Origin of the sequence: Anatilimnocola aquadivae (assembly GCF_049819085.1) — a bacterium.
Taxonomy (GTDB): Bacteria; Planctomycetota; Planctomycetia; order Pirellulales; family Pirellulaceae; genus Anatilimnocola.
The window spans coordinates 96,889-121,116 of record NZ_CP187419.1; the positions used below are offsets into that span (position 1 = coordinate 96,889).

At 59.3% G+C, this 24,228-nt stretch carries 23 protein-coding genes; 9 read left to right on the top strand and 14 right to left on the bottom strand.

The features are described from left to right. Positions 1–96: 96 nt before the first annotated feature. From NA78x_RS00360 to NA78x_RS00375, 4 genes are all read right to left on the bottom strand, one after another. A complete protein-coding gene (locus tag NA78x_RS00360) occupies positions 97–522 on the bottom strand; it encodes a hypothetical protein (RefSeq protein WP_425616426.1) in 426 nt (141 codons plus the stop codon). Positions 523–566: 44 nt separating this feature from the next. After that, complete coding sequence (locus NA78x_RS00365) at positions 567–1,832, bottom strand: hypothetical protein (protein ID WP_425616427.1); 1,266 nt, start codon at positions 1,830–1,832, stop codon at positions 567–569. 165 nt (positions 1,833–1,997) lie between these two features. Next, positions 1,998–3,944: a serine/threonine-protein kinase gene (locus NA78x_RS00370; protein WP_425616428.1), complete on the bottom strand. Its 1,947-nt coding sequence runs from the start codon at positions 3,942–3,944 to the stop codon at positions 1,998–2,000. A gap of 150 nt (positions 3,945–4,094) precedes the next feature. Continuing rightward, positions 4,095–5,804, bottom strand: coding sequence for an alpha-keto acid decarboxylase family protein (locus tag NA78x_RS00375; protein ID WP_425616429.1), 1,710 nt, complete (start codon positions 5,802–5,804; stop codon positions 4,095–4,097). A gap of 127 nt (positions 5,805–5,931) precedes the next feature. On the opposite strand from NA78x_RS00375, the gene NA78x_RS00380 reads away from it, so the two are divergent. Then, entirely contained in the window at positions 5,932–6,150 is a 219-nt protein-coding gene (locus NA78x_RS00380) for a hypothetical protein (RefSeq protein ID WP_425616430.1), read from the top strand. Further along, on the top strand, positions 6,147–6,401 hold the full coding sequence (locus tag NA78x_RS00385) for a hypothetical protein (RefSeq protein WP_425616431.1): 255 nt from the start codon (positions 6,147–6,149) through the stop codon (positions 6,399–6,401). Before NA78x_RS00380 ends, NA78x_RS00385 begins: the two co-directional genes overlap by 4 nt. A gap of 3 nt (positions 6,402–6,404) precedes the next feature. On the opposite strand, the gene NA78x_RS00390 is transcribed toward NA78x_RS00385, so the two are convergent. Next, positions 6,405–7,784: an alkaline phosphatase family protein gene (locus tag NA78x_RS00390; RefSeq protein WP_425616432.1), complete on the bottom strand. Its 1,380-nt coding sequence runs from the start codon at positions 7,782–7,784 to the stop codon at positions 6,405–6,407. Positions 7,785–8,016: 232 nt separating this feature from the next. Between NA78x_RS00390 and NA78x_RS00395 the strand changes: the two genes are divergently transcribed. From NA78x_RS00395 to NA78x_RS00425, 7 genes are all read left to right on the top strand, one after another. Beyond that, positions 8,017–9,366: a voltage-gated chloride channel family protein gene (locus tag NA78x_RS00395; RefSeq protein WP_425616433.1), complete on the top strand. Its 1,350-nt coding sequence runs from the start codon at positions 8,017–8,019 to the stop codon at positions 9,364–9,366. Between the two features lie 133 nt (positions 9,367–9,499). Further along, complete coding sequence (gene cysK, locus NA78x_RS00400) at positions 9,500–10,459, top strand: cysteine synthase A (protein WP_425616434.1); 960 nt, start codon at positions 9,500–9,502, stop codon at positions 10,457–10,459. A gap of 106 nt (positions 10,460–10,565) precedes the next feature. Beyond that, positions 10,566–11,291, top strand: coding sequence for an RraA family protein (locus NA78x_RS00405; RefSeq protein WP_425616435.1), 726 nt, complete (start codon positions 10,566–10,568; stop codon positions 11,289–11,291). Between the two features lie 17 nt (positions 11,292–11,308). Then, a complete protein-coding gene (locus NA78x_RS00410; protein ID WP_425616436.1) occupies positions 11,309–11,620 on the top strand; it encodes a hypothetical protein in 312 nt (103 codons plus the stop codon). A 101-nt stretch (positions 11,621–11,721) separates the two neighbouring features. Continuing rightward, positions 11,722–12,117: a hypothetical protein gene (locus NA78x_RS00415; RefSeq protein ID WP_425616437.1), complete on the top strand. Its 396-nt coding sequence runs from the start codon at positions 11,722–11,724 to the stop codon at positions 12,115–12,117. A gap of 424 nt (positions 12,118–12,541) precedes the next feature. Further along, positions 12,542–14,089 carry a hypothetical protein gene (locus NA78x_RS00420; RefSeq protein WP_425616438.1) on the top strand — a complete coding sequence of 516 codons (1,548 nt, stop codon included), beginning with the start codon at positions 12,542–12,544 and terminating at the stop codon, positions 14,087–14,089. A 66-nt stretch (positions 14,090–14,155) separates the two neighbouring features. Beyond that, the gene (locus tag NA78x_RS00425; protein WP_425616439.1) at positions 14,156–14,824 is read left to right on the top strand and encodes a DUF4190 domain-containing protein; all 669 of its coding nucleotides are present in this window, start codon (positions 14,156–14,158) and stop codon (positions 14,822–14,824) included. A 100-nt stretch (positions 14,825–14,924) separates the two neighbouring features. Here the strand turns inward: NA78x_RS00425 and NA78x_RS00430 are convergent, their stop codons facing one another. The 9 genes from NA78x_RS00430 to NA78x_RS00470 all read right to left on the bottom strand — a co-directional run bounded on the left by NA78x_RS00430 (position 14,925) and on the right by NA78x_RS00470 (position 24,187). Next, entirely contained in the window at positions 14,925–15,995 is a 1,071-nt protein-coding gene (locus NA78x_RS00430; protein ID WP_425616440.1) for a prenyltransferase/squalene oxidase repeat-containing protein, read from the bottom strand. Positions 15,996–16,148: 153 nt separating this feature from the next. Then, a complete protein-coding gene (locus tag NA78x_RS00435) occupies positions 16,149–17,714 on the bottom strand; it encodes a sulfatase family protein (RefSeq protein WP_425616441.1) in 1,566 nt (521 codons plus the stop codon). Then, the gene (locus NA78x_RS00440) at positions 17,711–19,381 is read right to left on the bottom strand and encodes an arylsulfatase (protein ID WP_425616442.1); all 1,671 of its coding nucleotides are present in this window, start codon (positions 19,379–19,381) and stop codon (positions 17,711–17,713) included. Before NA78x_RS00440 ends, NA78x_RS00435 begins: the two co-directional genes overlap by 4 nt. Before the next feature lie 77 nt (positions 19,382–19,458). After that, entirely contained in the window at positions 19,459–19,995 is a 537-nt protein-coding gene (gene msrA, locus NA78x_RS00445) for a peptide-methionine (S)-S-oxide reductase MsrA (protein WP_425616443.1), read from the bottom strand. Between the two features lie 14 nt (positions 19,996–20,009). Then, a complete protein-coding gene (locus tag NA78x_RS00450; RefSeq protein ID WP_425616444.1) occupies positions 20,010–20,405 on the bottom strand; it encodes a hypothetical protein in 396 nt (131 codons plus the stop codon). Further along, a complete protein-coding gene (locus NA78x_RS00455) occupies positions 20,402–20,749 on the bottom strand; it encodes a hypothetical protein (RefSeq protein WP_425616445.1) in 348 nt (115 codons plus the stop codon). The genes NA78x_RS00450 and NA78x_RS00455 overlap by 4 nt, the downstream gene beginning before the upstream one ends. 121 nt (positions 20,750–20,870) lie before the next feature. Continuing rightward, positions 20,871–22,541, bottom strand: a complete 1,671-nt coding sequence (ettA, locus tag NA78x_RS00460) for an energy-dependent translational throttle protein EttA (protein ID WP_425616446.1) — start codon at positions 22,539–22,541, stop codon at positions 20,871–20,873. Between the two features lie 150 nt (positions 22,542–22,691). Then, a complete protein-coding gene (locus NA78x_RS00465; protein WP_425616447.1) occupies positions 22,692–22,994 on the bottom strand; it encodes a hypothetical protein in 303 nt (100 codons plus the stop codon). A 98-nt stretch (positions 22,995–23,092) separates the two neighbouring features. After that, positions 23,093–24,187, bottom strand: coding sequence for a redoxin family protein (locus NA78x_RS00470; RefSeq protein WP_425616448.1), 1,095 nt, complete (start codon positions 24,185–24,187; stop codon positions 23,093–23,095). Positions 24,188–24,228: the final 41 nt, after the last annotated feature.

The following is a 24,228-nucleotide window of genomic DNA, read 5'->3' on the forward strand; positions in this document are numbered from 1 at the left end:
ATCGATTGAGTAGCTGGCGAAAACTAATTGAGAGCGAGTCTCATTAGCGTCAGAGTTTAAGCTTTCCGGGCCCAGTGTCAAGCAGATGCTGGGTTTTTATGGCTTTTTCGGAGCCTCTGGCACGGGGGTGCCAGCCCGCTGAAGCGCTGCGAGGGCGTCCTTTTCGAGCTGTTGCTGGATCTCGGGCAGGGGGTATTCGAGCAGCGAGAGGCCGTCGGGTTGTTGCCCCAATTCGCACAGCCGCAGCCAGCCGCGGGTGACAAGCTCCTCGCGCTGGCGGACGAAGGTGGGGTCGAGATGTCGCTTGTCGAAGTCACCTTCGACGACGACCAGTGCGAAGGCCTCGTGGACGATGAACTGGGCGAGGACGGGCGTGCAGCGGATGTGGCGCTCGGGAGTGGTGTGCAGGGTCTCGGGGTCGAGCTGGCCGATGACGTAGCGCAGGTAGAGCTCGCTGAGCCAGATGTCGCCGACGTCTTCGCCACAGACGTCGCACAGATAGCCTTGTTCGCAGCGAGCCATGTTTGGAGAGAGTCCTGATGTTGATGTCGACCAGATCCAACAGCTTAGTACATGAGGGCCGATTGTTCAGCGGCCTGCACTTGCCGCAGTGTCTTGTGCCAGCGGGCACTCGTGCGACCAGCAAAGAAAGCGGCACAAGCGTAGATCGCTGCCATGCACATACACCAGGGCGGAGCCTTGCCGCTGGCGTATTGAGCATCGAGGCCCAGAGCACTGATGAGCGGACTATCGCCACTGGTGATGATTGTCAGGCCCAGCGCTGCCGCATAGATGGCCGCCAGCGCGAGAGACTGGACGGTGACAATCCAGACACTGCTCCAATCGGGAACTTGCACCAGCAGGATGACGCCTCCGATCTGCACCACGCCGAGCATCAGCAACAAGAACGCCCAAGAGGCGACGGGCACATTCACCTCGCCGGTGAAATAGCTGCCGATCTCCCATGCCGCGGGCCCCATGCTGAAGAGTGCCGCGGCCAGCAGCACCGCGCCGATTTGCCAGGCGGTTGTTCGCTGCGAGGCGGTGGGTTGTACACCCAGCAGCACGGCGATGGGTGGAGCTACGGGAGCCGGTTCGTGCGCGATGTATGGCTCCTGAGCATCGGCGGGCTGATGTGCGATGGGCTCGTGTGCAATGGGTTGAGCCGCAACAGGGGGTTCGTGAACCAGCGGCGGCTCGGAGACTTCTTCGCCGATGAAGAAGGGCTCGGGTGTTGGTTCAACCGGGGGCGCGAGAACCGTGCCGGTCATCGTCGCGCGCGGGCGATTCGAGCTGACTTGACTCGGGCTGACTGCGCTTGGCTTGGGCTTGGTTGGCTCGCTCGATTTCTTCGCGACTGGCTTCGGCGGCAACTCGACGGTTTCGATGAGCGCCGGGTCTTCGGCCGACGGAGTGGTCTTGGCAACCACAGGTGGAGGTGCAGGCTGTGGTGGCTGAGCAGGCACAGCGTCTGCTGGCGGAGGTGCAGCGTCACTGGTGACCTTGGCAACGATGCTCACTTTTTCTTCAGCTGGCGGCGTTGGCTTTGGGCGAGCTTTTGGCGGCGGCTTGATGATCGGTGGTGCGATCGCAGGTGCCGCTGCATTGGCCGTCGAATGACCGGCGACTTGAGGCGACTGCTGCATCGCCGAGGCAACTTGCGGCTTGGCAGTCGTGGGCAGGGGGCCCTTGCCGGCTGCAGCGGGAACTTGCACTTCGATGCCACACTTCGGACAGCGCAGCACGGTACCGGCGCGATGGTCGGGGACCATCATCAAGTGACCAGCGGTACATGCAACCCGCAGCGGCATGAGCAGGAAAATTCCAGACAAGGACCAATTCGCAATTCCAACCTTGAGTCTGGTTGGATGGGCGGCTCTGGTCAAGGCAGAGCGCGGGCTGAAGTTAACCAGCTTGGGGTCAGGAGTCTATGGCGAACAATGCCGAGAAGAGTGGAAGGTGGCTGCTTCGCCCAAGACTCCAGACCCCGGGACTGCTCACTTCGTGGGAGCAGCCTTAGTCTGATCGCCAGCCTTGCGCAGTTCCGAGACAAAGAAGTCGCTGAACCATGCGCTGCCATCTTCGGTGATCAAGCGAAACTCGTGCTCGTCGCGACCTGTTCGAGCCGGCGCATAGCCCACAACTTCGCCATCGACAAAGGCATACCAGCCCGGCGTGTGGCGCTCCAAGCTGATCTCGTGCTTATCGTTGCGTGTCTTCTTCAATGGCACGATAGGGCCCAGTGCGTGCCAGCCTTGCTGGTCGCCGGTCTTCGTACCGAGTTGCGAGCCGTCCTTGCCCACGTGCAGCACCACGCGGCGATTCTCACCGGTAGTGGAACGACCGGCGTCGTTCTTGGGCGGGAAATCGAGGTGTACCTCGATGGCGGAAGCTTGGTTAAGTTCGGTGACCATTTCGAGGCGATAGTGCTGCAAGCCGCCGGGCGTCGCTTTAGCCAGATCGGAGAAATCGCGAACGACCGTGCCGTCGCCTTCCAGCACCGACTCGCCATCCTTGTTACGCGCGGGAGCCCACAAGCTGCCGAACGGACGCTTCCATTCCTGATAGCTGGCCCCTTCGAACGACAACTCGCTGAACATGCCACCCGGAACCAGATCGGGCGCACCAGGCAAATTGAAGGTACGCACAGCAATCCCGCCACCGATGAACAACAGCAGCAAAGCCACAATCGAGGCGATCAGCCAGCGACGATCGAAGCGAGGCGGTTCATTGACCATTTCGATGGTAGGCGAAGCATGATCGACAACACGATCAGATTGATGCGTGGTCTTGTTGGGATCTGGTTGCGGAAGATGCTTGGGCTGGACTGCCTTGGGCGGCGAGAGTTGCGTGCTGTTCGTAGCGCGCCGCGAACCGGTCAGACTTTGCTCGCCGATCAATTCGTCGATCTCTTCGATCAGCACGCCGTAGTCCTGTGGCCGTTGGCAAGGATCGACGGCCATCAAGCGATCGACCAGGTCGGCCGACGTGGGCGAGATTTCGGGACGCACCGAACGGAGCGATTCGTTCTTGCCTTGCAGCTTGAGCGACATCAGCCGCGTGAGCTCGATGCCGGACATCGGCGGCAAGCCCGAGAGCAAATGAAACGCCGTTGCCCCCAGCGAGTAGATGTCGGCCCGATAGTCGATCGTGTCGCCGGCCAGTTGCTCGGGAGCCATGTAGTGTGGGCTTCCCAGCGTGACGTTGGCCGAGGTCAGTCGGGTTCGCTCGTCCGCGGCGGTGGCAAGCCAAGCCAGGCCGAAGTCGCCGAGCTTGGCCATTGGCACTCCGGCGGGCAAAGGATAGCCGGCCGGTGGCTTCAGCAGCAGGATGTTCGCCGGTTTCACATCGCGATGCACCACACCCACATGCTGCGCGTGGGCGAGTCCCGCCGCTGCCTGGCGGATAATATGCCAGGCCGTGGATTCATCGAAACAGCCATTTCGTCGCACGTAATGATCGGCGTCTTCGCCTTCGACGACTTCCATCACGAAGTAGAGACGGCCTTCGTGCTTGCCAAAGTCGAACGCCGTAACAATGTGCGGATGAGCAAGCCGCGCGAGCACTTGCGCTTCGACCTCGAAACGCTTCACCGCCACGTCACCGGCCAGTTGATGGAGCGGGACGAGTTTAATGGCCACATCGCGATCCAGGCTGATCTGTCGCGCGCGAAACACGACCCCCATGCCACCCTGTCCGATCACACTGCGGATATCGTAGCCGGGCACAATCTCGCTAGGGCGACACAGCGTTTCGATGATATCGAGCTGCGTAGGTGTGATGAGCGCTCGTTGCAGCGCCAGCTGAATTGGCGGTACGCCTTGCGAGACGGATTGATCGCGGAGCAGAGCGACCGTGGGAGCACTCAGTACAGACAGTTCCTCCGCCACCGTGAGAAACTCACGCCGCTTTGGGACGACGCCGCTCGAAGTATCACCACTCATGCAGGCATTCACAGGCTAACGGTCTTGGGGCGCGTTAGCGGCAGGATGAATGAGCGCGCAGCATTGACAGGCTACTTCGCGCGACTCTCCGTGAACTTAGCACAACAGCTTGGAGAAATGTAGGCTGTGGTCACGACGCACCCATGCGAGCTACTTCCCCTTCACTCGCTCGCTCAACTTCACCGCCAAACGCGTGAGCGCGTCGCTCCCTTCGTTGCGCGGGATGTGAGCGTGAATGAGCGTCAGGGCGCTGCGATCTTCCCAGCCTTTGGTCAGGGCCGCTTCGAACTCCCCTTCGGTCCGCACCTCGTAGCCTGTGCCGCCGCCGAGCAGATTCGGCAGTTGGCTGTACTTCCAGGGATGCACGTTGTTGTACTCCCACTCTCCTTCGTGCAGGAATCGCTCGGTGCCATAGCCTTGGTTATCGAGCACGATGATGAGGGGATTAAGATGCCGGCGGACGATGGTCGACATCTCCATGCCGGTCATCTGAAATGCGCCGTCGCCGACAATCACAATCACACGGCTGTCGGGACGGGCAGTCATCGCCCCGAGTGCGGCAGGAACCGAAAAGCCCATCGACGTGTAATAGGCCGGGCTGATGAACTCGGTCTTGGCGTGAATCGTGAGTTCGGTCGCGGCAAACAGCGAGTTGCCAATATCGGCAATGACAATGGATTGATCGTCGAGTTGCTCATCGAGTCGAGCAATCAGCCGGCGCGTTGTCAGCGGTGCTTGGGTCTCGAGCACGAACGGTTTGCGCTCAGGGCGGATATCGGCAGGAATGGCACGATACGGAGGTTCCGGTTTGCGAGCGGCCAGCCTGTCGATGAATTCCTTCAGGCCGACATCGTGATAGTGGTGATGCCGGATCCGCAGCGTTTCGCTGGTGGCATAGATGCACTTCGCGGGATCGAGATTGGCCGTGAAGATGCCCAGGTTGATGTCGGTCATGAACGCGCCGAGCAACAGCACGCAGTCACTCTCTTCGACGAGTTTGGTCACTTCGGCTCTGCCCATCGCACCTTCATACAGACCGATATACAGCGGGTGTTTTTCCGGAATCACGCTCTTGCCGAGCAACGTGGCGGCCATCGGCACTTTCATTTGCTCGGCGAGGGCGACCACTTCGTCCTGCAAGTTGAAGCGGTGAATCTCGACGCCGGCAATCAACACGGGCCGCTTCGACTTCGTGAGAAGGGTGGCGGCCTCTTCAGCCGCTTCGTCCGCTGCCTGTGCGTCTTGCGTCGAATGAGCCTGATGGTAGGTGTGGGAGATGTGCGGAATCACATCGACCATGTCGCGCGGAATTTCGATATAGCCCGGGCGTTTGAAACGCGCCATGGCATCGAGCACCCGGTCGATTTCGCGGAACGCGATCACGGGATCATTCAGTTCGGCACAAGCGACACACAGCTTTTCGAAGACTTCGATCTGCGTGCGAAAGTCTCGGACCTTGTGATGCAAGAGCGGATTGTTGACTCGCTCGGCCAGACCTGGCGAACCACTAATCACCAGCACCGGAGACTTTTCGGCATAAGCGCCGGCAATCGAGTTGCAGACACTGAGGCCACCAACGCAATACGTAACGCAAACCGCTCCCATGCCATGTACGCGGGCGTAGGCGTCGGCAGCAAAGCCCGCGCAGTCCTCGCGCGTGCAGCCCACGATATTGATCGGGCTTTTTTCCAGCATGCCGTAGAAGGTCAGGATGTAGTCGCCCGGAATGCCGAACACGTCGTCGATCTTGTACTGCCGCATTCGCTGGATCAGGTACTCGCCGATCGACAAACCTCGCGGCGGAGGACCGTGATTCGCTGGCCCCTGCGGATTCCCCGGCATCGCTTCCAATCGCGTCATGTGCCCTTCTCCTCGCCTGGCTGTATGAGATCCATCACCAACTTATTATACGCGCGAGCCGGCAAGCGGGTGTGGTATAACAGCCGGGTTGGTACGTAGGTATTCGAAAGTTGCCGCAAGAGCCCGCATGTATTATCCTTTTGTGATGAGCACCGTCGAAGAAATTGAAGCTGCCGTGCAGCGATTGTCGCCCGAGCAACGCGCTGCATTCCGGGCCTGGTTCACCGAATTTGATGCAGCGGAATGGGACCGGCAAATCGAAGCAGATTCCGCAGAGGGGCGCTTGGATTGGCTCATCGAAGAAGCGCGAGGTGATCGCAGTGCCGGACGATTGACCGATCGATGACGCACCGAGCAACACCACGTTTTTGGGCGTGCTACCGCGACCTGCCGGTGGAGATTCAGCAACTCGCAGATCGCTGCTATGAGTTGCTGCGCCGGGATCCTCGACACCCTTCACTGCACTTCAAGAAGATCCATAAATTCTGGTCAGTAAGAGTCGGTCTGCACTATCGTGCCCTCGCGGTAGAAGAAGATGATGATTTTATGTGGGTCTGGATTGGCACGCACGCTGAATACGATGGCTTGCTGAGCTAATCGCTAGCCCGCTGCTGCGAGTGCGCCTAGCACCAAATCCCTCACGCCGGTTAGCGCCAAATTCTCTCCCGGCGCTGGTCCATCGCCAATGAGGATTGGTCGGTGATCGACGGTGGGCAAGCCGTGGCTGCCGCGAATGAGCGTGGGGTCGAGCGGGACGATATCGAAGAGCGAACGGAAGCCAAGTTTCTTCTGCGCGAGTCGCAGGGCAGCCCGGCCTTTGGGCCACATGAGCTTGGGGTTAAACAGCATCTCGCACGGGTCGTAGCCGGGCTTGCGATGGATGTCGATTGTCGGCGCGTAGTCGGGAGCGTGACGATCGTCGAGCCAGAAGGGATAGGCGAACCAGGCATCCGAATTGGCAAGTGCGACAATGTCGCCGGCCCGCGCGTGATTCAGCCCGATCTGGCTCCGCTCTTCTCCCACGTAGACCTGCGCGACGCCGGGGATGGCCGCCACCAGCTCGCGAGTCCGCTGCAAATCGGCGACATGCTTCACATAGACGTGGGCCACCTGATGATCGACCACGGCGAATGCTCTGCTGACGAAGGTTTCGAGAATCTCGCCAAAGGGACCGGGGCGAACCGTGAGCAGGCCCGCTTCGCGCAGTTTGCGATTAATGAGCACGGGCTGCTTTACGTCGACGAGACCATACTCACTGACGATCCACACGCGTGCGCCGACGTTCCTCGCGGCATCGAGCAGCGGCTCGCAGGCATCGTCAAGTTCGCTCACCAGCCGGGGCATATCGCTGCCCGAGGGACCATATCGCTGAGGGTCGTAGTCGAGGTGCGGCAAATAGACGAGCGACAGGTCGGGTCGCTCACTCGTCAACACTTCGGCGGCGGCCTGAGCGATCCAAGCACTGCTCGGCAAGCCGGCCATCGGTCCCCAAAATGCCGGGAACGGAAAGCTGCCAAGCTTCTTCTCTAGTCGATCGCTGAGTCCATTCGGCGTGCCCGTGATGCCGAACGCTTTGCTGCCATCGGCGCCGTAGTAAGGCTTTGGCGTGACGCTGATTTCGCAATCGGAGCCTTGATTGAACTGCCAGAAGAGTTTGGCCGCGCGAAACTTCTCGCCGCGAGCTGCGGACGCTTTGCGGGCCGTCGCATACAGCGGCTCCGCTTGAATCAGGCTGTTCGATTGCTGCCAGAACCGCACTTCCTGCGTGTCGCGAAACAGCCAGCCATTGCCAACCACGCCATGCACTTCAGGCTGCTTGCCCGTCAGAATTGTCGCCTGCGCCGAGCACGTGACTGCCGGCACAATCTCCGCCAATTCGCGAGTCCAACCTTTCGCCGCGATCTCACTCAGCCTGCGCGCACCGGGCAGCAGCTTTTTCGTCAGACCGACGGCCAGGATCAAAACGAGCGGTGGTGGCACGGTTACCTCGCGAGCAGCTTCGCACAAAACGGATGTCGCGATGATAGTCGCCGGTCTGTTTCTTCGCCACGCGTTCGCCGTTGTCAGGCAGCGAGGCGAAAGGTACCATCAGCGCCCGTTGAGACCGGGCGATCGTCGCCCTGGGAGTTCCTGCGGACCCGAGTTCCTGCAGCCAGGTTGCCGCAGACGCTTCGCGTTCAAGGAGACTCTCGCATCACCAGGAGACTTCGCCATGCCGTTTCGCTGGGACTACCGCGAGCACCTGCACTTAACCGTGTTTGTGCTGAAGTGGCTGGCGATTAACTTGCCGCTGGGGATCGTGGTCGGCTCGGCGGTCGCATTCTTTCTGTGGTCGCTCGACGAAGTAACTCGCCTGCAATGGCAGCATCCGTGGCTCCTCTATTTGCTGCCCGTCGCTGGCTTGGTCTCGGGGTTGCTGTATCACTGGTTGGGACGCACCGCCGAAGGGGGCAACAACTTGATCATGGAGCAGATTCATGAGCCGGGTGGCGGCGTCCCGGCTCGCATGGCTCCGCTGGTCTTGATCGGTACACTCATCACTCATCTCTGCGGAGGCTCGGCAGGTCGCGAAGGGACAGCCGTGCAAATGGGCGGCAGCCTGGCGGGAACGCTGGGACGCTGGCTGCAACTCGGCCCAGAGGACGTGCGAATCCTGTTGATGTCCGGCGTGGCGGCGGGCTTTGGCGCGGTGTTTGGCACGCCGCTCACGGGTGCCGTCTTTGCCCTGGAAGTTCTCGCGATCGGCCGCATGAGCTACCAAGCCTTGATTCCTTGCTTGATCGCGAGCATCGTCGGCGATCAGGCCAATTCCGCCTGGGGAATTGGCCACACGCACTATCACATTGTGGTGACCGATCAGATTACCAGCGTGTCGGCGGGCACCACGCTCGATTGGCTCCTGACCGGCAAGGTCGCGATTGCCGCCATCTTCTTCGGTCTCGCCAGCGTCCTGTTTGCCGAGTTGACCCATGCCATCAGCTGGGCCTCCAAGCAAGCCATTGCTCTCCCTTGGCTGCGTCCCGCGGTCGGTGGTTGTGTGGTGATTCTGCTGGTCTGGTTGCTCGGCGAACGAGACTATCTGGGACTTGGCGTCGCAGCCAATCCAAACGATCCCACGGCCGTCACCATTCAATCCTGCTTTCTGATTGGCGGCGCAGGTTGGTTCAGTTGGTCGTGGAAACTGCTCTTCACGGCAGTCACTGTCGGCAGCGGCTTCAAAGGGGGCGAGGTGACTCCCCTCTTCTTCATCGGTGCCGCCCTGGGGAATGTGCTTGGGGTGTTGCTCGGCGCGCCAGTCGATCTGATGGCAGGACTGGGCTTTGTCGCCGTCTTCGCCGGCGCGACCAACACGCCCCTCGCCTGCACCATCATGGCTATCGAACTCTTTGCGCCTGGCAATGGCGCCCTCTTGAGTTCTGGTTTCGTCATCTACGCCGCGGTTGCTTGCTTTCTGGCCTATTTCCTCAGCGGACGCTCGAGCATCTATCAAGCGCAGCGCATCGGCGTGCCCAAAACCAGTCACTCCCAGACGGATCAGCAGCCGGAAGAGGAGCGGGAGTAGACTCGCGAGCACCTCGTCGCGTAGCCCCGTTTCGCCCGCTTTGCTATACTCGCCCACTTCGGTGGTAGTGCCAAAAGCATCGCTGGGCCGCGGCCATCGCAGCTCGGCAGTAGATATTTTCGGAGGCTCGGAAATGGCGAATCTTCCCGCAGGGATCAAGACGGATATCACCCAGTGCATTGGCAATACGCCGCTCGTGCAACTGCGGCGGATCACCGCAGGCTGCGTAGCTACGGTGGCGGGGAAGATCGAGAACATGAACCCGCTCTGGAGCGTCAAGGACCGGATCGCCCGGGCCATGATCGACGCCGCCGAGCGCGACGGCAAGATCAAGCCGCACACGGTCATCATCGAACCCACCAGCGGTAATACCGGCATTGGCCTCGCTTACGTCTGTGCTGCTCGCGGTTACAAGCTGGCCGTGACCATGCCCGAGAGCATGACGGTGGAACGTCGCCGCCTGCTGAAGGCGCTGGGTGCCGAAATCATTCTCACGCCCGCCGCCGAAGGAATGCCCGGCGCGGTTCGTCGTGCGGAAGAGATCGCCAAGAGCGACCCGAACAAGTACTTCGTGCCGCAGCAATTCAACAACCCGGCGAATCCTGAAGTTCATCGCCAGACAACGGCTGAAGAGATCTGGCGAGATACCGACGGTCAGGTCGACTTTCTCGTCTCGGGCGTTGGTACCGGCGGAACCATCACGGGCGTCTCGGAAGTGCTCAAGTCGCGCAAGCCCAGCTTCAAGGCGATCGCGGTTGAGCCGGCCAACAGCCCGGTGATCACGCAAAAGCGAGAAGGAAAGCCATTGCAGCCTGGCCGCCACACCATTCAAGGCATCGGCGCGGGGTTCATCCCCGGCGTGCTCAATGTGAACATCATCGACGAAGTGGTGCAGGTAAAGGACGAAGACGCCGCCGAGACCGCGCGTAAGTTGTCGACCCTCGAAGGCATCTTCTGCGGCATCAGCTGCGGCGCCGCTGCCTGGGCCGCGATTCAAGTGGCCAAGCGTCCCGAGAACGCCGGCAAGCTGATCGTCGTCGTCCTGCCTGACCTGGGCGAGCGATATTTGTCGACGCAACTGTACCCCGAGTAAACCGAGTTTCGAGTTCGAAGTTTGAAGTTCGCAGTGAAAGACAACTACTTCTCTCTTCAACTTCGAACTACAAACTACAAACTACAAACTAAAAAAAGGTCCTGCCATGCTATCCGCCGAAGCGCTCAACAAGCTGACCAAGTTCGATACGCCGACGATCTGTAACGTGATCGAGCTGTTCGATGTGATCCCGCGCAATCGGGGTTACATGGACGGCCGCGTGAAATGCAACTTCCCCGAGTTTCCGCCGGTGATTGGCTACGCCTGCACGGCGGCGTTTCGCAGCGACGCTCCGCCCAAGGGCGGCGATGCTTACGGCGGCCTGCAGAAGCAGTTGGAACAGTTCGCCGCTCTGCCCGGCCCGGCGATGGTCGTGTTTCAAGACCTCGACGATCCACCGGCCGCCGCTGTGTTCGGCGAAGTGATGTGCTCGACCTATCAGGCCTTCGGATCAGCGGGCCTCATCACCAACGGCGCAGGTCGCGACTTGGAACAAGTGAAAGCCCTGAAGTACTCGGTCTTCACCGGCTCGTCGATTTGCTCGCATGGCTACTGCCACATGCTCCACCTTGGCTTGCCGGTGCGCGTCGGCGGGCTGATGGTCAATCAAGGTGATTTGCTGCACGGTGATGCCAACGGCGTCACCAGCATTCCGCTCGAAATCGCTGGGGAGATTGCCGATGTCGCCACCGAGTTCCTCGCCGCCGAAGACATTGTGATGAACTATGTAAAAGCCCCCGGCCCGAAGACCATCACCGAATACGACAAGCTGCGCAAAGAATTCCAAGCAGTCGCTGCCGCGCTGGGCAAGCGAGTCTCGCGAAAGAAGTAGCCTGCGGGAGATGGCCGATGGAACCGAATCCGTATGAGTCGCCACTTGAAACGAACGAGGACAAGGGCCTCATCCGGGATTTGCTTCCCAAGACTGCGATTTTTCCGGCTCGTAAGCAGAAGACTTCAGGCTGCACGATTGCGATCGTAATCGGTGTGTTGTTGCTGTTGTTTGTTCCCACCGTGCGGACTCTGCAAGTCAAGTATCTCCACAGCAGATCAAGACCACCTGCGGAACCAGAGTTCGACAACCGGCTTCGTCCTTCGAGCGAGACCACTTCTCCCGAAAAGCGAACCGACGAAGCAGATTCGGCACCGCAAAAACAATGAGTTACGCGGCAAGCATTCTTTGGCCAGCTCGCAAGTTTGATTGCGGTTGGCTGTCGAGATAAGCCGGAAGCACGACTATTTGCTTGGCAGGATCTCCAAATATGAGCAGTGCGCAATCCCCCAACACTTCTAACTGGCCGAGTGAGTTTGCGCACGAACTGGCACTGCAAAAAGCGAAGAACGCCGCGCTTGAATTAGAACTCGCTCAGCTTCGCCAGCAACGGCAAGAGCACGCCGGCAATCAATCGCAGTTGGAACTCGTCAGTGAAGAAGCCATCGCCGAATCGCTACGCCTCGCTCGCGAGATGTTCGACAATGAGCCTTCGATCGAAGTGCTCGTCGACCCCGAAATGCCGGAGTTTCCGTTCTTCGTGGTGACAGTGAAGGGGGCGGGGACGACGGAACTCATTGCCAAAGAGTTGGAATGGAATCGTCGCATCGAGCCGCTGTTTCCAGGTCCGTTCAACTATCCGCGACTCAGCGTCGTGTTCAGTTGAAATGGAGCCTATCGAATTCATTGCATTCGTCGAGACCGCTCTGAAGATCACTCAGTTTCTGGAGGTGTTCGTTCAAGCATGCCAAACCGACGGCCAAGTTCGTCAAGCGTTGCTGGCCGCTGTTGCCAAGATCGATGCTGTCCGCAGGGGACGCACGTAGCAGCTCAAGAAATCCACCGGATATTTGTGCCGAGCGGCCGATTATTGTGAGGCAGCGACAACTGCTTGTCACTTCACTCCTCACGCCGCTGCTCGAAACTGCCTGCCTTAACCCGCAAAATCGGGCTGGTCCCCGCTAGCAGTTTGGCACGTTCCAGTAGCTTCGACCTGGGAATTTGCCTAGAATCAGGTAGAGTAGATGGATTCTCGGCCTGCGGTCTGCAAGGCCCGGGGATGTCTTGTGTTTGCGGTGAGGACTTTCGTGATGAATGACCTGAAGGCACGCTTTACCAGCCCACTGTTTGCCGTGGGTTTGCTCGCCAGCCTGCTGGTGATCCTGCCGCTGACCCGCTCAATCGTTGTCGCGTGCCCCTTCTGCAGTGCCACGGCTCAGACCTTCTCCGAAGAAATGGCCACAATGGATGTCGTCGCCATTGCCAAGCTGGTGAACTTGCCACCGGTCACCGACAACAACGACGAAGTCGCCAAAGCCAAGTTCGAAATCGTCGAACTCATCAAAGGCTCGAAGAACAGCCCGCTCGGCAGCGCGAAAGCCGATCCGGTTTCCGACCCAGCCAATCCGGAGGCAGTAGCGAAAGAGAAGAACCTGTCCACCGACAGTGGCGTGAAGATCGGCGACATCATCGAAACGATCTACTTCGGCGATGGCAAGCCGGGAGCGACGTTTTTGATCATGGGCATCGATCCTCCCAAGGTGATGTGGTCGACCCCGCTCCTCCTTTCGCCTCGCGCCAAGGAGTATCTCGGCAAGATCACGAAGCTGCCGAAGGATGGCAACGAACGCTACATGTTCTTTCAGAACTACCTGGAAGACAGCGACGAGATGCTCGCCCGCGATGCCTACGATGAATTCGCCAAGGCACCGTACTCGACCATCAAGGACCTGAAGCCGCACATGAACCACGACCAACTCGTGTCGTGGATTCAAAATGCTGATATCCCCGCCAGTCGTCGTCGCCTCTACCTGGTAATGCTCGGTGTTTGCGGCAATGAGAAGGATCTGCCGATGCTCGCCACGGCGATGAAGTCGAGCGATCGCAAAGCCAAGTCCGGCCTCGATGCCTTGATTGCCTGCTATCTCACGCTCAAAGGTGAGACCGGCATGGAACTGGTCGAAGACTTGTATCTGAAGAACAAAAAATCGGACTACGCCGACACCTACTCAGCCATCATGGCCCTGCGGTTTCATGGTACCGAAGGGGGCGTCATAAAGAAGGAACGCCTGCTTACCGGCTTCAAGTACATGCTCGATCGTCCCGAACTGGCCGACCTGGTCATTCCGGATCTGGCCAACTGGGAAGATTGGTCCGCCATGGATCAGCTCTTCGACCTGTTCAAGAATGCCGACGAGAAGAGTACCTGGGTCCGCGTGCCCGTGATCAACTACCTGCGCAAGTGTCCGCTGGCCAAGGCCAAAGACTTGCTCAAAGAATGCGAGAAGATTGACCCTGCCTCGGTGAAGCGGGCCAATACCTTCTTCCCTGGCGATCCGGCCCCTGCTGCTCCGGACCCAAAGAAGGCCACCTCGATTCCCGACCGTGCTGCAGACGCCAGCGAAACGGCTACCGCCTCGTTCGAAGTGCCGGTTCCGCCAGCCGACGAGCAGGAAGTAGCCAAGGCCGAGCAAGGGGAAGAAACCGCTTCGGTCGTGAACAAGGGAGCACCGCCCGCGGCGGCAATTCGCCAAAATCCGGTCGATCCGCCGAACCGCTGGCTGCTGCTCGGCGTACCATGGGGTATTGGTGTCGCCCTGTTCTTCGTCCAGTGGTGCGTGCTCCGCGGGTTGGGTTAAATCAGACGGTTTGCAGCTGCAGCATGTTGTTTGGGTGCGGTTATGAGTTCGAGCACAATGCCTTACATGTCGCCCACTTATGGCGATGAAGCCGAAGCGATGCCCTACCGCGCGCTGAGCCGGAGTGCGGTCATTTCGGTGGTGCTGGCGGTTATTTCACTCCTGGGATACCTCTTCGAACCCATGGTGGTCGTCGCCGTGGCCGGAGTGGTCATGGGCCTGATTGCGCTGCAATCGATCCGCCGCTATCCGCAAGAGTACACGGGCCGCAGTGTGGCCCTTGTTGGCACGGTTCTCAGCGGCCTCATCTTCGTCAGCGCCGTAACGATGCACACGTACATCTACCTGACGGAACTGCCGGAAGATCACGTCCGTTTGTCGTTCAGCCAACTGCAGCCTGACTTCGTGAACGAGCCCGGCCAACCAATTCCGTCGAGCGCTCTCGAACTCAACGGCAAAAAGGTGTTCGTCAAGGGCTACACGCACAAGTTCATTGCCCAGATGGGCAAGGTCGACCACTTCATCCTGGTTCCCGACCTGGGCGAATGTTGCTTCGGCGATAAAACGAAGCCGACGCATATGATCGAAGTGAAAGTGACCGATCCGCGTTACAAGGTGAAGTACGCCATGCGCCGGATCAAACTCTCGGGCGAGTTCACCGCCTCTGAATACCCCGACAATGAGCTTGGCGTGGGCAACGTCTTCTACCATCTGAAGGCCACGAAGATCGAGTAGCGTAGGCCGGCAACAAGTGGACGAACGCAGTTCCGCCTCGCAAATCATCTCGGCGGAGCGAGATGACCACACTTTTCCTCTCGTGGAGCGAGACGGTTCTTTAGGGCGTGAAGATTGGCAGGAAGTTGTTGGGCATCTGCAGGATGATGCAGGCCATGGCGGTGCCGAACTCGGGGCAGACTTCGCTGTCGGCCCAACTGCCGTCGCCGGCTTGCTTTTTCAGCAGCACTTCGCGAATCGCCGGATACCACTTGGCCCAGTGAGAGCCGCCGGCATGCCACATGGCCTGCACAGCATAGTAGTGGCCATAAAAGAAATAGCCCGTATTGCTCGAGCCACTGCCGGGCATGTACCGCATCAGATAGGCCAGCGCCTTTTCGACTTGCTCGCCGTCGTAAATGCCTGCGCTATAGAGCGACACTACGCCGGCCGCGGTGAGCGGAAAGGTGCTGCCACCGCCGCTCGAAATCTGGTAGCGAAAGCCACCGTCACTGTTCTGGCTTTTCTTCACGTAGTCGATGCACTTGCTTCGTACTGGGTCCGGCACGTGAATGCCGGCATCGCGAGCGGCTCGCAGACCCATGATGTTGCAAATGGTGATCGACAGATCGGCGTCGCTCTTGCGAGGCTCATATCGCCAACCACCGGCATCGTTCTGACATTCACAGGTCAGCTTGACCGCCTTGCGTAATTTTTCGCCCACGGTGGCATCCAGATCGGGCCGATCGGACATGCCGTAGTATTCGGACAGAAAGAGCGTGCCGAAGCCGTGGCCATACATATTGTCTTGGCCAAAGTTAGGCTGCGAGATATACCCCGTATCGCCGACGCAGGTACACATGAACTCGGCACAGCGGTCGATGTTCTTGCCGAACGGTCCTTGGCCCGGGGCACTACCGCTGCACATGAAGGCCAGCCCGCTCAAGCTGCAGACCGCCACGCCACCTTGATAGCCGCTTTGGCCGAACGCACCTTTGTGCGTGCCCGAGCCGATTTGCCGCTTGGCCAACCAGGTGAGCCCACGATCGACGGCCCGCTGGGTGTCAGTGGTCAGCGATTCGCTGGCACGTTCGGTAGCCGGTTGCTGGGCAGTTGCTGAACCCGAGGCAGTGAGTGCGAGAGCAGTTGCCGAACTGGCGGCAAGAAAACGACGACGTCCAAGAGCTTGCATGGTCTGGCACCTTGCAGGGGAACCGCCTCGCGCGAGCAAGCAGGGAGCGGCGTGTTCCCGGGGGACATGCTCTGGCGGAGCGAGAGCTTATTATCACTCAAACCGTGCAGGGGCGAAAGAGCGATGCGGCAGCCAGTGTCCGCAGGATTGGCTTCACTTCACGAGGGGGATTTTCACGTCGTTCTGTTGAGACGCGCCGGCGGTGCTGCGTCCGCGCTGGATATAACGATTCAGCAGATTGGTTAGCTCGCCCACCTTCGACGATTTTTCAGCTTGCAGGTTCTGCTGCTCGCCAATATCCGCGGACAAGTCGTAGAGCTGAATCACCGGCAGGTCGGTTTCGGCCTTGGTGCCCGGCTTCGGTTCGCTCCAACCGCCAGAACCGCGGCAGACTTCCAACTTGTACTTCCCTTGGCGAATGGCGAACGAACCGTTGATGGAGTGATGCACGATTGCTTCGCGAATTGGCTCGGTGGCCGTTCCCTTAAACGCCGACAGCATGCTCACACTGTCCTCGCCGGCATTCGCGGGAAGTTTTTCACCAACAATATCCGCCGCCGTTGCCAGCAGATCGGTGAGGCAGGTGATCTGGTCCGATGTCTTGCCGGCGGGAACTTGTCCCGGCCAGCGGACGATGAAGGGGACGCGGTGCCCACCTTCGAAGATGTCGGCCTTGGTGCCGCGAAAGACATAGCTGGGGTTGTGACCTTTCTCTTTCAACTCTTCGAACTTCGCTTGTGGCGAACAGCCATTGTCGCTGGTGAAAATGACGAGTGTGTCGTCGGTCAGCTTTTGCTCGTCGAGCGCTTTGAGGATCTTCCCAACGGAGTGATCGGTTTGCATCACAAAATCGGCGTAGGGATTGAGACCACTTTTTCCCTGCCATTCTTTTGTCGCGACGATGGGCGTGTGCGGCGAAGCCAGCGGCAAGTAGAGGAAGAAGGGCTTGCCGTTGCGAGCGTCTTTGGCTTGCCGCTCGATGAAGGCAATCGCCTCCTTCGTGAGCTCCGGCAAGACTTGTTCGGCCTCGAACTCGGGTGCAGCGGGGCCCTTGCGAGTTTGTCCGCCGGTGCGGCCGAGCATCATCGGAAACGATTTCTCGACGGTCGGCAACACCGTGACCCGATCGTTCTTCAGGAACGTGTACGGGACCATGTCGAGCGATGCGCTGATGCCAAAATACTCATCAAAGCCGGCTGCGAGCGGGCCACCACCGAATGGCTGCGCGTAGTCGACGTTGTTCACTTGCTGTGCCGATTCGATGTTCAGCGCATTCACATCCTTGCCCGGCTTCTTGGCCCAATCGAGTCCCAGGTGCCACTTCCCCACGCAGGCCGTGCGGTACCCGTGCTTCTTCAGCAGATCGGCCACCGTCAGGCGGTCCGGCGCAATCAGCGAGGGACTCAGTCCGCCGAGCACACCCTTTTGCAACTTGGTGCGCCAGGCGTAGCGGCCGGTCATGACTCCGTAGCGCGTTGGCGTGCAAACCGCCGAGCCACTATGGGCATCGGTGAAGATCATGCCTGCCTTAGCGAGTGCATCGACGTGCGGCGTGGCAATCTTGCCCTGTGGGTTCAGGCACTGCACATCGCCGTAGCCCAGATCGTCGCAGAGGATGTAAATGATGTTCGGCTGGCGCGCGGGCTTCTCGTCCGCCGCGTGTACCAACAGAGCTGCCGTCAGAAGCACAATCGAAAGGAGCGTGGAGAGGCGATTCATTGCTTCTTGCCCTTCTTCTTCTTCGGCGTCTCGCGCAGGTCTTCGGGTGTGGCATCCTTGAGGGCGAGGGCCCGATTCTCGTCAAACTGCTTCTGCCAGGCTGCTTCCAACTCCTTCACCTTGTCTGGATGCTTCTCCGCCAGGTTGTGTTGCTCGCTGCGATCTTTCGACAAGTCGTACAGTTCCCAAGGCTGGCCCTTGAGTGCCACGAGTTTCCAGTCGCCTACGCGGATCGCGCGGTTTTCTTCGTGCAAAAACCACAGCGCTCGGTGCGCGTCATTGCCGACTAGTTTGCCTGGCCGCGGTGGTACAGGCTGGCCATCTTGCACCTTGGCTGATTCAACTTGGGCGATTTCGAGGATCGTCGGCACGATATCGATGACGTGCCCGGGCTGATGAACCAGCGCTCCGTTACTCTTAACGCCGTCTCCCTTGAGGCCGGGGCCGTGCATGATGAAGGGGGTCGCGATCCCACCTTCGTGCACCCAGGTCTTGTGACGGCGAAACGGCGTATTCGAACTGCTCGACCAACCTGGACCGAGGCAAGGATACGTCGCCGCGGAACCGAGCGGCGCGGTGGGATCGTGGCCATCGCCGCGGACCATCATCTCGGCACTCGCGCCGTTGTCGGATAGGAACAGAATGACGGTGTTCTCGAATTGCTTCATCGCCTTCAGTTGCGCGAGAACCTTACCGATTTCTTGATCCATGCGATCGACCATCGCCGCGTGAATGGCCATTTTCTCAGCTTGAAATTCCTGCTGAACTTTGTTGAGTTCGTTCCAAGGCAGCGGGCGATTGACTTCACCCTGACCAAACTTTTCGATGGCCTCGGGAAAGGCGTAGGGCGGGCCCACCTCACGCTCCATCGGCGCGAGGTCGCACGTGACGAGCTTCATTTCCTTCTGCCGGGCGTAACGGGCTTTTTGGATTGCATCCCAGCCTACTTGGTACATTTCGCGATAGCGGGCGATGTCTTCCGGCAGGGCATGCAGCGGAAAGTGCGGCGCGGTGAAGCAGAGATAGTGAAAGAAGGGGCGGTCGGCGAATTTCTCTTCGTGCTCCTTCAGACAGCGCACCGCATGATCGGCGACGGCCACCGTCGAGTAGTAGTTGTCGTGCGGCGGCACCTGCTTCTCGTCTTCGGTGACGGTACCCACTTTGAAGTAGTTGCTCTGGCTACCACCACCCAGTTCGTACGAATGGTCGAAGCCGTTGGCCAGCGGCTTGCCGTCGATGTGCCACTTGCCGCTGTGATAGTTGCGATAGTTCTTCTGCCGCAGCATCTCGGGCAACAGCTTGGCCCACTTGGGGCGCGTTCCTTGGCCGCCGCTCTTCACGCCCGGAATACTGTCGCGGCGAATGGCCTGCGCATAGTAACCGGTGAGCAATGCCGATCGCGTCGGCCAGCAGCGGGCCGTGTTGTAGAACTGCGAGAACTTCGCGCCGCTCTTGGCCAAACCATCGAGATTCGGCGTGGCGATTTCGGAACCATAGCAGCCAAGATCGGAGTAACCGAGATCGTCAGCGACGATCAGCAGCACATTTGGCGGCTTGTCTTGGGCGTGGATTGCCTGGCCGCCGATCAGCAGCAAAAGAGCAATGGCCACTGAGACAAGAACGCGCGAACGAATCGTCAGCGCGGAGGGGAGAGCTTCGCCTGTCATGAGATTACCCGAGCGATCGAAGGAGCAAGAGACGCGGGTAGTATCGGATGGGGAACCGGCTGGGTCAACGCGCAGATCTACGAGCGGTCGATCAGGTTGGCGTACTTGGCGCGGACTTTACAGACCTTGGGAATCGAGACCCCCTGGATGTAAGGCTGGTCGGGATTTAGCTGAGCGTAGCCTTGGTGGTAGTCTTCGGCGGGGAAGAACTCGACGAGCGGTTCCAGCGTGGTGACGATCGGCGAAGGAAAGGCCTGCCTATCGGTCAGTTCTTTGATCTTCTGCTGGGCCGCTTGCTTTTGCGTCTCGTCGGCATAAAAGATGGCCGAGCGATATTGCGTCCCTTGGTCGGCTCCCTGGCGATTGAGCGTCGTGGGATCGTGCGCGTCGTAGAACACGCTCAGCAGGGTGCCGAGCGAGATGACCTGTGGATCGTAGGTGATGCGGATCACTTCGGCGTGTCCGGTCTTGCCGGTGCACACTGCTTTGTAGTTTGCCGTTTCCTTGGCTCCGCCGGCATAGCCGCTGGTGACGTCACTGACGCCAGCGAGTTGCTCAAAGGCCGCTTCGGTACACCAGAAACAGCCGCCAGCCAGGACGATGGTTGCAGACATGAACTCGATTCTCCTTAGGAACGGCGTCGTGCGAGGATCTCTTCCTTCGCTGCACTTGCACAGTTCTGTAAAAGACGTTGAACGTCGCGGGCATATTCAACATTCACTCTGGCGTAGTCGAGGAGTTCCGCGACCCTGTCGTCCAGTCGGTAATCAGCTCGAATGCGGTTCGCGTTGAGCGTCGCAAGGAGTCTTCCTGCCTCGTAGGCATCAGCAGACTGGCTCGACATAAGCCAGACGTGCGCATCGTGCTTGCTGCGTTTTGCGCCCGTCAATTGGGCGATGAAGCGAGCGGCCAAATGGTAGGCACCAAAATAGGCACGACTCGTTATTGATCGGACCTGCGGTGGTATTGCCGTTGGATGTACAGCTAATTGCGCGGCGTAGTCAATGAACGCATCCGGACTCATACCGGAACCACCGAGATCACAAATTGAGGAAGCAGCTCTCGGTGCGCGGAGTCAAAGAGGTTGTACCAGCGCTTGGTGCGATCAACACAATCCTTAACTTCCCCTGGCCATTCAACCGTGATGCAGTAGAAGGAGTAATCCAGCTCGTCGGGATCGTTCATAACCTCAACATCGAACTTGGCCCCTGGAAATACCTCTCCGCAGGCTTGAATGGCAAACTTCATTGCAGGTGAGTCGATCGGCGGCAATGCGAGTTGCTGTACTGAATCCATCCGTGCCGTTGGACCGACGGCGATAGAGCCAGCAATTGGCAAGTTGGGATTACCAGAACTCGTTGCGCTCATGGATCGGGGTCCTCAGTCTACAGCGGGGGCTAGTTGAGGTTTATTTTAGTCAATAGCTCAAGGGATTTCGAGAGTCCAGTGCCCAGCCTGCATATCCTCCGAATCCTAAAATGGGGTGTAGCTACCGCACCAACTTCTTGTACTTGAACCGGTGCGGTTCGTCGGCAGCGATGCCGAGGCGTGCTTTGCGTTGCTCTTCGTAGGTGGCGAAGTTGCCTTCGCACCAATGGACGTAGCCCTCGCCTTCGAAGGCTAGGATGTGCGTCGCAATGCGATCGAGGAACCAGCGATCGTGGGTGATGACCACGACGCAGCCCACGTAGTTCAAGATGGCTTCTTCGAGCGCTCGGAGCGTATCGATGTCGAGGTCGTTGGTCGGTTCGTCGAGCAGCAGCACGTTGGAACCACGGCGCAACAGCTTGGCGAGATGGACGCGGTTGCGTTCACCACCCGAGAGGATGCCGACCTTTTTCTCTTGGTCGGGGCCTTTGAAATTGAACTTCGTGACGTAGCTGCGGACATTCACTTTCCGGCTGCCCATTTCGAACGTATCGACGCCGCCGGAAATTTCTTGATAGACGGTCTTATTGTCGTCCAGTGAGTCTCGGCTTTGATCGACATAGCCCAGATCGACGGTGGAACCGACGCGTAGCTCGCCACTATCCGGCTGCTCGGTTCCCATGATCATGCGGAACAGCGTCGTCTTGCCGGCACCGTTGGGGCCGATGATGCCCACGATGCCGCCCGCAGGAAGTCGGAAGTCGAGGTTCTCGATGAGCGCGTTCTCTCCAAAGCTCTTTGACACATTCTTGGCTTCGACGACCAGATCGCCCAGTTTCTTGCCCGGCGGAATTTGGATTTCGTAATCCTCAATCTTGTCGTCCATTTTCTGTTGCGACATCTCCTCATAGGCCTTGATGCGGGCCTTGCTCTTCGCTTGTCGCGCCTTGGGAGACATGCGAACCCATTCGAGTTCCTTCGCCAGCGCCTTATCGCGGTTTTGGCCTTGCTTCTCTTCGATCTGCAGACGGGCCGCTTTGCCGATCAGCCAAGCGGAGTAGTTCCCTTCAAAGGGATAGCCGTGGCCACGGTCGAGTTCCAGAATCCACTCGGCGACGTTGTCGAGAAAGTAGCGATCGTGGGTCACGGCGACGACGGTGCCCTTGTAATCTTTCAGATGGCGTTCCAGCCAATTGACACCTTCGGCGTCGAGATGGTTCGTCGGTTCGTCGAGCAGCAGCAGGTCGGGTCGTTGCAGCATCAGTTGGCACATGGCCACGCGCCGGCGTTCGCCGCCGGAGAGCTTCGCTACTTCGGCGTCTCGTTCGGCGACGTTGATCGCGTCCATGGCGATTTCGACTTCGCGGTCAATCTCCCAAGCGCCGGTCGCTTCGATCTGGTCCTGCAGGCGAGCCATTTCGTCGCACAGCTTTTGCATCTTGTCGTCGTCCATCGGCTCCGCGAGCAAACCGCTGATCTCGTTGTAGCGGTCGAGCACCTTTTGCCGCGGCTTGATGGCTTCTTGCAGGTTCTCCCAGACCGTGGGGTGGTTCAGCTGAGGCTCTTGCGAGAGATAGCCGACGGTAAAGCCGTCGGTGAGTCGAGCCTCGCCGTCGAAGTCTTTGTCTTGGCCGGCCATGATCCGCATGAGCGTACTTTTGCCCGAACCGTTGCGGCCGAGCACACCGATCTTGGCACCGGGATAGAACGAGAGCCAGATCTCTTTCAGCACCTCGCGCGGACCATGCTTTTTCGTCAGTCGTTCGATCTGATAGATGTATTGCCTGCTCATGTGTTCCGCGCGCTCGTACCGGTTGCCGATGACTAGACCAAAGAACTACTGATTATAGGGCTTTGGTGCGGAATGGAGCAGGGCGGGATCAGGTGCTGGCAGACTGGCCTAGGCAGACTGGCCTAGGCAGACTGGCCTAGGCAGACTGGCCTAGGAAGCGGGCGAAATCAGCCGTTGCAGGTAGAGGCGCTGCTTGCCGAACGAAGTGGGCAGCATTTCCTGGAGCGGCGGAATGGCGGCTGGGCCGAGTTTCTTCAAAACGGCGAAGAGCAACTCCGCGGTATCGCCCGTGGGGTGATTTAGCCGTCGAGCCAAGGTTTTTGTCAGGGGCAGGCAAGAATCGCCCAACGCGGCTACTTCGCGGGCTGCCTGGCTGCTTACGAGCGGATCGCCCGAATCGAGTCGTTCGAGAAAATCTTCCAGCTTGGAAGTGCGCGGCGTGGCTGCAGACATGAATCCTTCAATCACCGCCCAAGATCAATCCAGACTGACAGGTAACTGAGCCGCGCGAGCTCCTTCGCGCGGCTGCATGCTGTTCGGCAGCAAGGACGCTATTCCTTCGTGCTGGTTTTCTTCTCTTCCAGCAGTTCTTTCAGCAGGCCGTCGATCGCTTTGGCGTTCGCTTCACCGCTGCCGACTTTGATCATGCGGACCTTGCCTTGCTGGTCGATGACCACGACGTGCGGAATGCCGCTGACGGCGTAGAAGTCAGACATCTCCTGATTTTCTTGAATCGCAAACCGATGCTTCAAGCTGTGCATCTCGGCAAACTTAACGAGCATTTCGTTTTCGTCTTCGGGCGAGACATCGTCCTTCGAGCGGCTGGCCTTCTTGGCTTCTTCGTCCCACTTGAAGTTGTAGTATCGCGTCATGCCGATCATGACGAGCCCCTTGTCGCCATACTTCTCTTGCCATTCGCGCAGGTGCGGGAACGTGGCGATGCAGGGACCGCACCACACGGCCCAGAAGTCGAGCAACACGACCTTCCCCTTCAGATCGGCGTCGGTCAGCGGCTTGCCGTTTACCCAACCTTGCACATTCAGCGGCGCGGCATCTTTGCCCACGAGCGCTTCCAGCTTGCGAGTGCCGGCAATCGCCCGCTCGATGCTGGCTAGGTTCTTCACGGCCAGGTCGATGGCGGCCTTGGTCTTGTCTTCTTTGGCAGCCTCCTTGATCTTGGCCAGGCTGGCCTTCAGCACGGTGAGTTTTTCGTCGGCCTTGTCTGGCTCGGTGCGTGCCTGCTTGCCTACTTCCATTTGAATCTTGCGGGTGTAGTTCGCCAGGGCTTTGGCGTCGTCCGGGTTATCGGTCAGCTGCTTTTCGATTTCTTCGAAGGGCATCTGTTCGAGTTGTTTGTTCCCCCGCAGAGCCTTGAGCGAGGCCTGCATGCGTGCGGTCGAGGCTTTGGTGGCATCGCTCGTGGGAGCATGCTTCGCCAGGGTCGCCTCAACTTCGTCGATCAGCTTGATAGCAATCGCCGGATCATCCTGGGCAATGATGATCTTAAAGTTCTCGGCCCAGTATTCATTCCAGGCGGTGAGATCGTTCGGATCGGCCTGCACTTTGGCCAGGGGAGTTTGCTCCTGAGCCCATGCCGCCAAACTGAAACACGCCACTAGCGCCAAAGAAAGCCATGCTCGAAACATCGTATCGGCTCCGCAAGAAAAGGGACTGCCGCTCAGAACGA